13 protein-coding genes are annotated in these 12,559 nt (G+C 65.3%); 4 read left to right on the top strand and 9 right to left on the bottom strand.

All coding sequences use genetic code 11. The annotated features are described in order from the left end of the window. The first annotated feature begins 19 nt into the window (after nt 1-19). The 4 genes from ACFFJC_RS03215 to ACFFJC_RS03200 all read left to right on the top strand — a co-directional run bounded on the left by ACFFJC_RS03215 (nt 20) and on the right by ACFFJC_RS03200 (nt 3,133). Nucleotides 20-493: a DUF305 domain-containing protein gene (locus ACFFJC_RS03215; RefSeq protein WP_264447526.1), complete on the top strand. Its 474-nt coding sequence runs from the start codon at nt 20-22 to the stop codon at nt 491-493. Between the two features lie 7 nt (nt 494-500). After that, a complete protein-coding gene (locus ACFFJC_RS03210) occupies nt 501-2,036 on the top strand; it encodes a PAS domain-containing sensor histidine kinase (protein ID WP_379486056.1) in 1,536 nt (511 codons plus the stop codon). Further along, nucleotides 2,026-2,649, top strand: a complete 624-nt coding sequence (locus ACFFJC_RS03205; protein ID WP_264447524.1) for a response regulator transcription factor — start codon at nt 2,026-2,028, stop codon at nt 2,647-2,649. Before ACFFJC_RS03210 ends, ACFFJC_RS03205 begins: the two co-directional genes overlap by 11 nt. Nucleotides 2,650-2,734: 85 nt before the next feature. Then, complete coding sequence (locus ACFFJC_RS03200; RefSeq protein WP_264447522.1) at nt 2,735-3,133, top strand: response regulator; 399 nt, start codon at nt 2,735-2,737, stop codon at nt 3,131-3,133. A gap of 40 nt (nt 3,134-3,173) precedes the next feature. On the opposite strand, the gene ACFFJC_RS03195 is transcribed toward ACFFJC_RS03200, so the two are convergent. The 9 genes from ACFFJC_RS03195 to ACFFJC_RS03155 all read right to left on the bottom strand — a co-directional run bounded on the left by ACFFJC_RS03195 (nt 3,174) and on the right by ACFFJC_RS03155 (nt 12,468). Next, nucleotides 3,174-3,611 carry a DUF411 domain-containing protein gene (locus ACFFJC_RS03195; RefSeq protein WP_379486055.1) on the bottom strand — a complete coding sequence of 146 codons (438 nt, stop codon included), beginning with the start codon at nt 3,609-3,611 and terminating at the stop codon, nt 3,174-3,176. Nucleotides 3,612-3,740: 129 nt separating this feature from the next. Then, the gene (gnd, locus tag ACFFJC_RS03190) at nt 3,741-4,727 is read right to left on the bottom strand and encodes a phosphogluconate dehydrogenase (NAD(+)-dependent, decarboxylating) (RefSeq protein ID WP_379486054.1); all 987 of its coding nucleotides are present in this window, start codon (nt 4,725-4,727) and stop codon (nt 3,741-3,743) included. A gap of 121 nt (nt 4,728-4,848) precedes the next feature. After that, nucleotides 4,849-5,979, bottom strand: coding sequence for an MFS transporter (locus tag ACFFJC_RS03185; RefSeq protein WP_379486053.1), 1,131 nt, complete (start codon nt 5,977-5,979; stop codon nt 4,849-4,851). Between the two features lie 83 nt (nt 5,980-6,062). Beyond that, nucleotides 6,063-7,019: a copper resistance protein B gene (locus ACFFJC_RS03180; protein ID WP_379486052.1), complete on the bottom strand. Its 957-nt coding sequence runs from the start codon at nt 7,017-7,019 to the stop codon at nt 6,063-6,065. Further along, entirely contained in the window at nt 7,016-8,719 is a 1,704-nt protein-coding gene (locus ACFFJC_RS03175; protein ID WP_379486051.1) for a copper resistance system multicopper oxidase, read from the bottom strand. Before ACFFJC_RS03175 ends, ACFFJC_RS03180 begins: the two co-directional genes overlap by 4 nt. 25 nt (nt 8,720-8,744) lie before the next feature. Beyond that, nucleotides 8,745-9,767: an alcohol dehydrogenase AdhP gene (gene adhP / locus ACFFJC_RS03170; RefSeq protein WP_379486050.1), complete on the bottom strand. Its 1,023-nt coding sequence runs from the start codon at nt 9,765-9,767 to the stop codon at nt 8,745-8,747. Nucleotides 9,768-9,794: 27 nt separating this feature from the next. Continuing rightward, nucleotides 9,795-11,315 (bottom strand): aldehyde dehydrogenase family protein, encoded by a 1,521-nt coding sequence (locus ACFFJC_RS03165; protein WP_379486049.1) that lies wholly within the window; start codon nt 11,313-11,315, stop codon nt 9,795-9,797. Between the two features lie 162 nt (nt 11,316-11,477). Next, entirely contained in the window at nt 11,478-11,846 is a 369-nt protein-coding gene (locus ACFFJC_RS03160; RefSeq protein WP_379486048.1) for a hypothetical protein, read from the bottom strand. 331 nt (nt 11,847-12,177) lie between these two features. Beyond that, the gene (locus ACFFJC_RS03155) at nt 12,178-12,468 is read right to left on the bottom strand and encodes a hypothetical protein (protein ID WP_086485567.1); all 291 of its coding nucleotides are present in this window, start codon (nt 12,466-12,468) and stop codon (nt 12,178-12,180) included. Between the last annotated feature and the right edge of the window lie 91 nt (nt 12,469-12,559).

Below are 12,559 nucleotides of genomic sequence, written 5' to 3'. Positions count from 1 at the left end.
CGAATCAAGGAGACGATCCATGGACCATGCACAAGGCCACCGCGGCGCACAAAAGGGAGCCTATCGGAGCCTTGTGCTCCAGACCCTCGTCAGCGGTGTCATCATGTACCTCGTGATGTTCGTCATGATCGACGGGCTGGACAGTTTCTACAACAATCTCAACATGCTTTACATGACGCTGATGATGGTCGCGCCGATGGTGGTTCTAATGATCCTCGCGATGCGGCACATGTTTCCCTCGAGAGCGGCCAACATCGCGCTGATCGCTGCCTCGCTCGTCGCTTTCTTCGGCAGCTATGCGCTGATCCGGACCCAGACCACGATCGGCGACACGGCCTTCCTGCGCTCGATGATTCCCCATCATTCCGGCGCGATTCTGATGTGCCGCGAGGCGAAGCTGCGCGATCCGGAAGTGATCGGGCTCTGCCGGTCAATCGAAAAGTCGCAGCGACAGGAGATCGATCAGATGAAAGCCATCCTCACCAGACGCTGAGAATGCCGTGATCGACAATGATCGCAATTCCCAGGATGGTGCGGTTCATACCGAACGGCTCGCATCGCTCTTCCTGCGCCAGGCCGGCGGTTACATCCTCTCGCTGCTCGACGTCTCGGGACGGGTGCTCAGCTATAACGAGGAAGGTGAGCGGATCGAGTGCTGGCCGATCGAACATGTCATGGGAAATCCCCACGACATGTTCTACCCGCCCGACGAGGTCACGGCGGGCCGGCCGCAAGCCGATCTGGCGGCAGCGCTGGACGAAGGAACCTTCGAGCGCGAAGCCTGGAGGGTTTGTGAGAACGGTTCGGAATATCTGGCGCGCCTGACGATCACCGCGTTGTTCGACGGCGAGGTTCATCTAGGGTTCGGCTGCATCACGCGCGACGTCACCGACGAGGCGGCGGTCCGTGCATCGATCGAGACGCGCGAGCAGCATCTGCAGTCCATCCTGGCGACCGTGCCGGATGCGATGATCATCATCGACGAGGTCGGGACGATCACCTCGTTCAGCGCTGCCGCCGAGCGCCTGTTCGGCTATGCGGAAGCTGAGCTCATCGGGCGCAATGTGTCCTGCTTGATGCCGCAGCCCGATCGCGGCCGTCATGACGAATATATCGCACACTATCTCAAGACCGGCGAGCGCCGGATCATCGGCGTGGGCCGAGTGGTGGTCGGCCAGCGCCGCGACGGCTCGACCTTCCCGATGGAGTTGTCGGTCGGCGAGGCCGGAGAAGACGGCCAGCGCGTGTTCACCGGCTTTATCCGCGACCTAACCGCGAAGGAACAGGACGAACTGAAGCTCAAGGAGCTGCAAGCCGAGCTGGTCCATGTCTCGCGGCTGAGCGCGATGGGGACGATGGCTTCGACCCTCGCGCACGAGCTCAACCAGCCGCTCGCTGCCGTCGCGCTGTATCTGGAAACGATCCGTGACATGCTGGACGAGCAGGACGGCGAGCCGTTCGCTTCCCTGCGCTCGGTGATGGACGATGCCGCGCAAGAGACACTTCGGGCCGGGCACATCGTGCGGCGGCTACGCGACTTCGTCGCGCGCGGCGAGGTTGACAAAAACCTTCATGATCTTCCCCAAGTCATCGCTGAGGCCTGCCAACTGGCGCTGCTCGGCGCGCGCGAGCGCGGCGTGCGCAGCTTCTTCGCCGTCGATCCCGCCGCGACACCGGTTCTCGTCGATCGGGTCCAGGTCCAGCAGGTACTCGTTAATCTGATGCGCAACGCCATCGAGGCCATGGCGGACTCACCGATCCGCGACCTCAAGGTGGCATCGACTCTGCGGCATGATGGCCTGATCGAGGTGACGATCGAAGATAGCGGCCCCGGCATCGCTGAGGAGATCCACGAGCAACTGTTTAAGGCCTTCACATCGACCAAGGCTGGCGGGATGGGCCTCGGGCTCTCGATCTGCCGGACCATCATCGAAGCGCACGGCGGCCGCATCTGGGTAGAGCATCCCGATGGCGGCGGCACGCGCTTTCATTTCACACTAATCCACGCGCGGGCGGAGGGAGACGATGGAGGATAGAAGAACCATACATCTGGTCGACGATGAAGAGGCCATCCGCAAGGCTGCCGGCTTCGCGCTGAAGACCTCTGGCTATGAGGTCGTCACCTACGCATCGGGCGTTGAGTTTCTGAAGTCGGCAAGGTCGGCCGAGACCGGCTGCGTCATCCTCGATGTCCGGATGCCGGACATGGATGGTCTCGAGGTGCAGGCGGCGATGGCCGAACGCGGCGTCAACATGCCGGTCATCGTCCTGACGGGACATGGTGATATCTCGGTTGCGGTGCAGGCGATGAAAGCCGGCGCGATCGATTTTCTGGAAAAGCCTTTCGAGAAGGCGGCTTTGCTCCAGGCCGTCACGCGAGCGTTCGCGCGAATCGACGATGCCGACGTCCGCTCCATCGAAGCCTCCGAAGCGCAGGTCCGCATCTCCGGCCTGACCCCCAGGGAACAGGAAGTCCTCGAGGGACTGGCGCACGGCCATCCCAACAAGACGATCGCCTACGATCTGGGATGCTCGTCGCGAACGGTCGAGGTCCATCGGGCCAGCCTCATGGCCAAGCTCGATGTTCGCAACCTGTCCGAGGCCCTGAGGATCGCATTCGCCGCCGGCATGGGCCGCAAATCGAAGTGACTGCGATGTTTACGTAGCGACGAACCCGACCAAAAATGGGCATTTGGGAAGCAAATTTCTCCCTTGCGGTATTGCGCCTCGCCTCATGTCGTCTCGTCGTTCCCCTTCTAACCGCAAGTACAGGGTCCTCCTGTCCGACGACGATCCGGCCGTGCGACGCGCGCTTCACCTGTTGCTGCGGTCGCACGGGTATCAGGTGTGCGGCTATACGACGGGACGAGCCCTCTTGGCGGACCCTGAGGCGCTCGATGCGCATTGTGTGATCCTGGACTATCGCATGCCCGACATAGACGGTTTTGCGATGCTGGAACAGTTGCGCGCGCAAGGCTGGAACGGCACCGCGATTATGATTTCGGGCTTTCACGACAATTGCCTTGTACGGCGAGCGCACGAAGCCGGATTCGATCACGTCATTCCCAAGCCGCTGATCGGCCGGGCGGTGCTCGATGCGGTTGGCCGTCACGCGCGATCGGGTCTCCAATGAGGAGCGCAACGGCTACTTGCGGATCATTTGCCGCACCGCCTCAATGTCGGGTGAATATCTTCAGGCCGCCGCTGCCGAACGCGATCACCTCGTAAGGCTGCCGCTGCGATCCCGCCACTTCCATGCCGTCGGAACCCAGCGGCATGCCCGCGACCGCTAGGCCTTTGACGCCCGCTGGCCGCGTCAGCAGCACGCGCCGCATGTCGGCAATGGGGACATGGCCTTCGAATACCATGCCGTCGATGACGGCCGTGTGGCAGGACGACAGTCGGGCGGGCACGCCGTTGCGCCGCTGGAAGGCAGACCGGGAAGGATCTTCCCGCATGACCACCTTCCGGCCGAGCATCTCCCGGACCATCTGCGCCCATTTCTCGCAGCAGCCGCAGCCCGGATCCCGGTGGACGAGCGCATCGCCGGCCGCGAGCGCCGCGCCGGGCACGGCAAGGAACAGGAGGGCTACGGACAGGCTGATTTTCATGCGTGAGCTCCTTCATTCGCCGCGGAACCACCGGCGCCACATTCCTTAAAATCCTTTGGAAAATCAGTCTTGCTCAATACTAATCCCTTTCTGGTCACTTTTGATCGTGGAAGCACGGGGCCCCCCCGATCATTGCGGAATTTCAACATGGCCGCCGAATCCGAAACGCATCGCTGACAGCAGTTTGTCGCCGAACGTGCCCTCGACGCGGCTGCGAAAGCGCGTAAACAGTGCCGCCGACAAGACGTGAACAGCTACGCATTCCTCCATCGCAGCCTCGATCGTCCAGTGGCCCTCGCCCGAATCGGCGACGCGGCCGCTGTACGTGTCAAGCGTATGATTCTCCGCCAAGGCCGCTGCTGACAGGTCGAGCAACCACGACGAGATGACGCTGCCGCGCCGCCAGACTTCGGCAATGTCGGTGAGGTTGAGGTCGAAGCGCTCGTCTTCCGCGAGCTTGTCGGAGGATCTGCCTTTGAGCACGTCGAAGCCTTCGGCATAAGCCTGCATCAGTCCATATTCGATGCCGTTGTGCACCATCTTGACGAAGTGGCCAGACCCGGGCGGACCGGCATGGACATAGCCCTTCTCGGCACGCGAATCCTCGCTTCCGTTGTCGATTCGGCCGGGCGTGCGCGAGATCGTGCCGAGCCCGGGCGCGAGTGTTTCGAAGATGGGATCGAGATGGTCGACCGATGCCCTTTTGCCGCCGATTGTCATGCAGAAGCCTCGCTCCAGGCCCCAGATGCCACCCGAAGTGCCGACATCGACGTACAGTATTCCCTTCGCGGAGCAAATCTTCGCGCGCCGGATATCGTCCTTGTAGAAGCTGTTGCCGCCGTCGATCAGGATATCGCCTGGACTGGCGAGATCGAGCAGCGCGTCGATCGTGCTTTCGGTTGGTGCGCCTGCCGGGAGCATTATCCAGAAAATGCGCGGCCGAGAAAGCTTGGTGGCTGCGTCTTGCAGCGAGATCGCAGTGGTCGCGCCTTCCTCGGCGAGACTATCGATCGCCCTCTGGTTATGGTCGAATGCGATGATTTGATGACCACCGCGCATCAATCGGCGCGCAATATTGGCACCCATCCGTCCCAGACCGATTATGGCAAGTTGCATAGCCTATTCTCCGTTTCCGCGATTTCGCTGGTGCCGTGACGGGCCGACAGCGACAGCCAATGGGCGCGCCTTTCCGGAAAATTAGGTGGATCATGTGTCCGATGGGCGGGGGCTGTTGACATTATCCTGCCTTTGCCCCTCTCCAGGCGAGGGGCAGGACGAGGAGGAGAAGGAGCGCGAAGCTGCCGATGCTCCAGAGGATGACCGGCTGACCGCGCGGCGATGTGAAGGCAAGCGCCAATGGCGCGAGCGCCTGACCGACGCTGGCGGCGGCATGCTGCAACCCGAGCCCGGCTCCGGATGGGACGGTGTTCCCGCCGATCCAGAAGCTGGTGACCAGACGAAGGCTCGCCGAGCTCCAGCCGGCGACGAAGATGATCCCTGCCAGCGGAAGCGCGGCGTGACCCAGCGGAAAGAGGAAGAGGCTCGCCGCGAGCAGGGCGAGGGTGAGGCCGGCAAGACGTCTCGGCATGGTCACGAGCCAGGCGACCCTTGCGAGGAACAGCTGCGCGGCGAGCATGGCGAAACCGCAAAGGCTCAGCATCCAGGCGATCGTCTCGCGGCTCGGCGCATCGCCGGCGCGGGTTACGAGCAGGGCGACGTGGATGGCCGCGAGCCCGCCGCCGCCGACCAACGCGATGAGGAGAAGCGGCGAAGTCGCGGGGCGGGACGACGCGCGTGGGTGGCGGATTTCGGGACAGGCAACGCAGCGCGGCGGCAGATGGGCGAGGCCCAGCAGGATGGCCACGACAGCGATGCCGAGCCCCACCATCAGTAGCGGTGTGCGAGGCGTCAGGGCGGCAGAGCCCTCGGCGAGCAGCGGCCCGGCCATGTCTCCCAGGAAGACGAACGCTGTCAGCCAGGTGAAGCGCTTGGCCTGCTCGCCGCGCTCGGGCACCGCGGAGCTCGCGGATAGCAGCGCCAGCGGTATGATGGCGGCGGAAGCCATTCCGGCCAGTGCGCGCAGTAGATAGAGCGCCGGGAGCGACACCGCTCCGATCGGGGCGGTCGCGAGCGCCAAGACGATGAGAGCGGTGCGCAGGATGATCCGGTAGTCCATCCGATCCGCGAGCCGGCCCCAGAACGGCGCCAGCAACAGGGCAGCGAACGGATGGACGGTGGTCAGGCTGGCGACATGGAAGTCATGCGTGCGCGGCGCAAGGCCGGCTGCTCCGCTGTCGACCAGCGTCGGCAGGAAGGCGAGGATGGCGGTCTGGCCGGCCGCAGCGGCCGCGGCCGCGAGCAGGAGCATGATGGACGAGAGCGATCGGAGTCCGTGCCTGGGGTCGCGACAGTGCGGGTTGGCCTCCGATATCCCGGATGCACCGTCCGGGATCACAACAGCAGTCGGACGCCGACGACTACACGACGCTCGACCAGACTTTCGCCTTCCGTGCGCCGGAAATCGCCGGTGCCGCCGAGCGCGCGTTCCCAGACGAAGCCCACATAGGGCGCGACCTTGCGCGAGAATTCGTAGCGCAGCCGGCCGCTCAGCTCGATGTTGCTGAAGCCGCCGCCGAGCTCCCGGTTGGTGGAGCGCTTGGAATAGATGTTGGTCTCGACCTGCGGGGTCAGGATCAGGCGGTTGGTGAACAGAACCTCGTAAGAGGCCTTGGCGCGCGCCGCGAGCCGGCCGTCGTCGCCCACATAGCCGGTGAGCTGGACCTCGAACCAGTAAGGCGCGAGTCCCTCGACGCCGGCCGCGAGCCATGTCGTCGCGCCCTTGCCGAGATCCTGGCGCACGCCCAGCAGCGTTCCCCAGAACGGGCCGCTGCTGTGCCACCACAGCGCCTCGACGCTGCTTTCGCGGTCGAGACGGTCGCGCGAGTTCTTCAGGCCCTGGCTGCGCAGCCAGAGCTTGTCGTTGTCGGGTCCGCTCGCGATCTGCACGGTCCAGCCGAAGCCTTGGCCTTCATTGCCGGTGGCGAATTCGAGTTCGTCGACGAGCACCCTCGGGATAGAAAGCTTGTCGGACATTTCCCAACCCGGTAGCATCGAATTGCGGTAGCCTTCGGCATAGTCGTCGGAATTGCGAGCATCGGGCGGGGCCTTGCCGCCCTGCATGCGGCCCATGTCCATTTCCATTGCGGCGCCGGGCTTTTCGGCGCCGGGCATCTCCATGCCCGCATGATCATCGGCCTGTGGCGCGGGTTCGGTCTGCTGACCGGTCTGCGGCTCCGTCGGGGCATGCTGGTGAGGCGCGTCCTGGGCGGAAGCGGGCATCGCGGCTGCCGCAGAGAGCATCATGGCGAGGGCGGCCATTCCGGCGTGGCGAGAAGCGAGAGCGATCATGCGACCACCACCTCCCGGAACATGCCGGCCGCCATATGGTAGAGAAGATGGCAATGGAACGCCCAGCGACCCATCGCGTCGGCGGTGACGCGGAAGCTGACGCGCTGGGCGGGCTGGACGACCACGGTATGCTTGCGGACCTGGAAGCTTCCATCAGGGGCCTCGACGTCGCTCCACATGCCGTGGAGGTGCATCGGGTGCGCCATCATCGTGTCGTTGACCAGCGTGACGCGCAGTCGCTCGCCCGGCCGGAAACGCAGCGGCCGCGCATCGTTGAGCTTGATGCCGTCCAGCGCCCAGATGAAGCGCTCCATATTGCCGTTGAGGTGGAGCTCGATCTCGCGCTCGGGCTCGCGCGGATCGGGATCGCCGCCCGGCGTACGCAGGTCCGCCAGCGTCAGCACGCGCCAGGACCGGCCGCGCAGGCCGACGCCGGGATCGTCGAGATTGGCGCGCGGATAGTCGACCCGCATGTCGGTGTTGGCGCCATATTCGGTGCGCGCGTGGCGGGCCTTGGGTGGCATCTCGGTCATGCCGTGCCCGGCGTGCTCGCCACCGCCCATCCCGTCCATCGTGGCCATGGCGCCCATCATGTCGACGGGATCGAGCCAGGGGCGCTCGTCGAGCGGCGGCACCGCCGCGGTCATGCCGGGCGCGGGCGCGATCGTGCCGCGGGCGTAGCCGGTCCGGTCGATCGACTGGGCGAAGATCGTATGGGCCTTGGCGTCGGGCATGGTGAACTCGACGTCGTAGGTCTCGCCCGGTCCGATGCGGAACTCCTCGACCGTGACCGGCTCGACGGGTTGCCCGTCGGTCGCGACGACGGTCAGCGCGACGCCGGGGATCCGCACGTCGAAGAAGGTCGCCGTACCCGCGCAGACGAAGCGCAGGCGAACACGCTCGCCCGGCGCGGCGATGCCGGTCCAGTTGCCGGACGGCGCCGTCCCGTTCATGAGGTAGGTATAGGTCGCCGCCGAGATGTCGCTGGTGTCGGTCGGGTTCATCCGCGAGCCGTTCCACATCGCCCGCCGATCGAGCGCCTTGCCGAGCCCCAGCCGGCGCACGTCCTTGAGGAAGTCGCCCGCGGTCGGCTGCGCGAAGTTGTAGTAGCTGCTCAGCTTCTTGAGGTTGGTGAAGATCTGCAACGGCGGCTCGTCCGACCAGTCGCTGAGGATCACGGAATAGTCGCGATCCGGCGCGGCGGCGACAGGTTCGCGCGGCTCCACCACGATCGCGCCATAGAGGCCGGTCTGCTCGGCGAGCGTATGGGCATGATACCAGTACGTGCCGGTCTGGCGCAGCTCGAAGCGATAGGTGAATGTCTCGCCGGGCGCGATGCCGGCGAAGCTGATGCCCGGCACACCGTCCATCTCGGGGGGCAGGATGATTCCGTGCCAGTGGATGCTGGACATCTCCTTGAGTGCGTTGCGCACCCGCAGCGTCACCGTGTCTCCTTCGCGGAAGCGTAGGACCGGTGCGGGCACGCTGCCGTTCACGGCCGTCGCGACCCGGCGCTTGCCGGTGAAGTTGACCGGCAGTTCGGCAAGCTCGAGGTCGAACTCGGTCCCGCGAAGCTCGGGCGTGGACGCGGTGGCGGATCGCGCCAGCAGCGCCGGCGCGAAGCCCGCGACGGCGCCGCCGACCGCCAGCCCCTGGACGAAACGGCGCCGGGCGATCGGCAAGGCAAGAGGTGGATGCATGGTCCCTGTTCTTTCGTCGGGAGGGTCAGGCGAGGTCGAGGACGATCCGGCCCTCGATGTCGCCGTGATGCATGCGCGCGAAGACGTCGTTGATGTTCTCGAGCTTCTCCGCATGCACGGTCGCGTGGACCTTTCCCTCGCCGGCGAAGGCCAGCGCTTCGAGAAGGTCGAGCCGGGTGCCGACGATCGAGCCGCGAACGGTGATGCCATTCAAGACGGTATCGAAGATCGACAGCGGGAAGTCGCCCGGCGGCAGGCCGTTCAGCGCCACCGTACCACCCCGCCGAACCATGCCGAGCGCCTGCTGGAACGCCTTCGGCGAAACGGCGGTCACCAGGGCGCCGTGCGCGCCGCCGATCGCGGTCTTGAGCGTTGCCGCGGGATCGTGGTGGAGCGCGTTAACCGTCAACGTCGCGCCGAGCCGCGTGGCGAGATCGAGCTTGCGGTCGTCGATATCGACCGCCGCCACGTTGAGGCCCATCGCGCGGGCATATTGCACGGCCAGATGGCCGAGCCCTCCGATTCCGGAAATGACCACCCATTCGCCGGGCCTGGCCTCGGTGGCCTTTAGCCCCTTGTAGACCGTGACACCCGCGCAGAGGATCGGCGCGATGTCGAGGAATTCCACATTGTCGGGGAGGTGACCGACATAGTTCGGATCGGCGAGGACATATTCGGCGAAACTGCCGTTGACCGAATAGCCAGTGTTCTGCTGGGTCTCGCACAGCGTCTCCCAGCCGCCCAGGCAATGCACACAGTGGCCGCAGGCGGTATAGAGCCAGGGAACGCCGACGCGGTCGCCTTCCTTGACGTGGGTGACGCCCGATCCGACCGCGGCGACATGGCCGACGCCTTCATGGCCGGGAATAAAGGGCGGGTTGGGCTTGACCGGCCAGTCGCCCTCGGCCGCGTGCAGATCGGTGTGGCACACGCCGGTCGCGGCGATCTTCACGAGGATCTGGCCCGGTCCGACCGTTGGGATCGGTGCCTCCTCAATGACCAGCGGCTTGCCGAATGCGCGGACGACGGCCGCCTTCATGGTTGCCATGTCTGTTTCTCCCTTTGAGCGAGGACGTCAGAACAGGCCGAGCGCGTGCTCGTCGTATGAGACGAGCAGGTTCTTGGTCTGCTGGTAGTGGTCGAGCATCGCCTTGTGGTTTTCGCGGCCAAAGCCCGACGCCTTGTAGCCGCCGAAGGCGGCGTGGGCGGGATACTGGTGGTAGCAGTTGGTCCAGACCCGGCCGGCCTGGACGGCGCGGCCGAGGCGGTAGGCGGTGTTGCCGTTGCGCGTCCAGACGCCCGCACCAAGGCCATAGGCGGTGTCGTTGGCGATCCCGATCGCCTCTTCGACCGTCTTGAAGGTCGTCACCGAGAGGACCGGTCCGAAGATCTCCTCCTGGAAGATGCGCATGTGATTCTGGCCCACGAACACGGTCGGCTGGACGAAGAAACCCTTGTCGAGCTCGCCTCCCGGCAGCGCTCGCGCACCGCCGGTCAGGCATTGCGCTCCCTCGCTCTTTCCGATCTCGATATAGTTCAGGATCTTGCGGAGCTGCTCTTCGGACGCCTGGGCGCCGACCTGGGTCGAGGGGTCAAGCGGGTCGCCCTGGCGGATCGTCGCGACGCGCGCCACGGCGCGCGCGATGAAGCGGTCGAAGATCGATTCATGGACCAGCGCGCGTGAGGGGCAGGTGCAGACCTCGCCCTTGTTGAAGGCGAAGAGCGTGAACCCCTCGAGCGCCTTGTCGAGGAATGCGTCTTCCGCGTCCATGACATCAGCCATGAAGATGTTTGGTGACTTGCCGCCCAGCTCCATCGTCTGCGGGATAAGGTGATCGGCGGCGGCGTGCATGATATGCTTGCCGGTGGTGGTTTCGCCGGTGAAGGAGACCTTGGCGATGCGCGGATTGGCGGCGATCGCCTGTCCGACGGTGCGCCCGGGTCCGGTCACGACATTGAGCACGCCGGGCGGCAGGATGTCGGCGGTCAGCTCGGCGAACATCAGAAGCGTCAGCGGCGTCTGCGAGGCGGGCTTGATGACGGTGCAGTTGCCGGCGGCCAGTGCTGGGGCGATCTTCCAGGCGGCCATCAGCAGTGGGAAGTTCCACGGAATGATCTGGCCGACGACGCCGAGCGGCTCGCGGAAATGATAAGCGATGGTGTCGGCGTCGATCGTCGAGATCGCGCCTTCCTCTGCGCGGATGCAACCGGCGAAATAGCGGAAATGGTCGATGGCGAGCGGCACGTCGGCTGCGCGCGTCTCGCGGATCGGCTTGCCGTTGTCGATCGTCTCGGCCAGCGCCAGCAGTTCCAGATTGTCTTCCAGACGGTCGGCGATCCGGTTGAGCAGCTTTGCTCGCTCGGCCGGTGAAAGCCTCGCCCACTGGTCCCTGGCGGCGTGGGCCACATCGAGCGCGTGTTCGACATCTTCGTGGGTCGATTGGGCGAACTCGGCGATCGGAGCGCCGTTGATCGGACTGGTGTCGGCGAAGTATTCGCCGGTGGAAGGTGGGCTCCAGCGGCCGCCGATGAAGTTGTCGTAGCGATGCCGGAAGATCGGCGCGGCGTTGATGGTCCCGATAGCCTGTTCGAACATGATCCCGCTCCTTCTGTTGTCCCCGGCTCATGGGCGTCCGAGTTTGGCCGGCCGCGATCGATGCCGTGGGATGCCGATGCCCGGTTCGCCGAAGAACTGGCCCGCCGGCGGGGGGCGGCGGGCCCCCAGCCCCTGGGGTGGTCTGTTATGGGGCTGGAAATCTCACATATGGCCCATGGGCTTGTCGGCCGGCTTGTCCTTGGGCATCGGCATGCCGCCCATGCAGCAATCGTCCTTGGGCTTGTCGGACATGGCTGGCGCCTTGGGTGCGGCCGGCTTGGGCGTGCCCGATGCATGACCCGGCTTCGCGGGCTTGTTCGTGCCGGCCTGGTGGTCACTCATCATCCGGTCGTGCATCTGCTGTCCGCCATGATCCATGCCGTCCTGATGGGCGGGCGCCGTCGAGGGCGCCGGCGCCGGATGTGCCGTTGCTGGATGGGCGGGGGCCGACTGGGCCATGACCGGGCCGGCGGCGAGGGTTCCGGTCGCGAGAAGGCCGAGGGCGGCCGCGAGAAGTGTCGTCTTGTCCATGGCTTGTCTCCTGACTGCCCGCCGCCGCATTCTTCGCGTCCGGCATCGTCGACACGTCAATGCCGTCGGGGCCTCGTCGTCGATATACGTAAGTTACGAATCCACCGGCGGGCCGATGAGCATTGCAGCAATCATGCAGGTTGGACCGTAGTCCAGGGTCAAGACTATTCGCGATCCTGTCCGGCCATGTTGTCTACTCGACGGTTTATGTGACGCGCGAAAGCCTGCTTTGGTGTCCTCCAAAAAAGTGGCCCACCGTGGCGTGCACGGTGGGCCAACATCTTTGCCGTTATTTGGTGGTGGCCATCGCTGAACCGGGCCTAGTCGCCTGTCAGCAGCCGCCCCGCGACATGCCCGACATCGAAGCGTCGTCCGATCCCGAGGCGCCGTGCATGGCCATCTTGTGCTCGGGCATCATCTGCGCGTGCATCTGCTCGCCGCCGTGCCGCATGCCCTGCATATGATGGGCCGCTTCGGCACTGGGGGCGGCGGTCTTGGCCTTCGGCGCCGCCGCGATGTCCGGCATGCCGGGAGGCATCTCGTCCGCCAGCACCGGTCCGGCGGCGACGGCGAGAACACCGAGCGCGGCGGCCGCGGTTACAATGATCGTCTTCTTTCGCACTATGCTATCCTTCAGTCTGTTCGTGAGTTCCGCCCGGGTGTTGCACGGTCGGTCTGTCGCTCGTTCGACCGAGCTTGCCCCGGAGATGGTG

This window comes from Novosphingobium soli (assembly GCF_042432915.1).
Classification (GTDB): domain Bacteria; phylum Pseudomonadota; class Alphaproteobacteria; order Sphingomonadales; family Sphingomonadaceae; genus Novosphingobium; species Novosphingobium soli.
This window is presented reverse-complemented; position numbering and strand designations above follow the sequence as displayed.

Bases quoted from the DNA above. Each gene is read 5' to 3' on its own strand.
- ACFFJC_RS03215 (WP_264447526.1), top strand. From the start codon at position 20: ATGGACCATGCACAAGGCCACCGCGGCGCACAAAAGGGAGCCTATCGG.
- ACFFJC_RS03205 (WP_264447524.1), top strand. From the start codon at position 2,026: ATGGAGGATAGAAGAACCATACATCTGGTCGACGATGAAGAGGCCATC.
- ACFFJC_RS03200 (WP_264447522.1), top strand. From the start codon at position 2,735: ATGTCGTCTCGTCGTTCCCCTTCTAACCGCAAGTACAGGGTCCTCCTG.
- ACFFJC_RS03195 (WP_379486055.1), bottom strand. From the start codon at position 3,611: ATGAAAATCAGCCTGTCCGTAGCCCTCCTGTTCCTTGCCGTGCCCGGC.
- gnd (WP_379486054.1), bottom strand. From the start codon at position 4,727: ATGCAACTTGCCATAATCGGTCTGGGACGGATGGGTGCCAATATTGCG.
- ACFFJC_RS03185 (WP_379486053.1), bottom strand. From the start codon at position 5,979: ATGCTCCTGCTCGCGGCCGCGGCCGCTGCGGCCGGCCAGACCGCCATC.
- ACFFJC_RS03180 (WP_379486052.1), bottom strand. From the start codon at position 7,019: ATGATCGCTCTCGCTTCTCGCCACGCCGGAATGGCCGCCCTCGCCATG.
- ACFFJC_RS03175 (WP_379486051.1), bottom strand. From the start codon at position 8,719: ATGCATCCACCTCTTGCCTTGCCGATCGCCCGGCGCCGTTTCGTCCAG.
- adhP (WP_379486050.1), bottom strand. From the start codon at position 9,767: ATGGCAACCATGAAGGCGGCCGTCGTCCGCGCATTCGGCAAGCCGCTG.
- ACFFJC_RS03165 (WP_379486049.1), bottom strand. From the start codon at position 11,315: ATGTTCGAACAGGCTATCGGGACCATCAACGCCGCGCCGATCTTCCGG.
- ACFFJC_RS03160 (WP_379486048.1), bottom strand. From the start codon at position 11,846: ATGGACAAGACGACACTTCTCGCGGCCGCCCTCGGCCTTCTCGCGACC.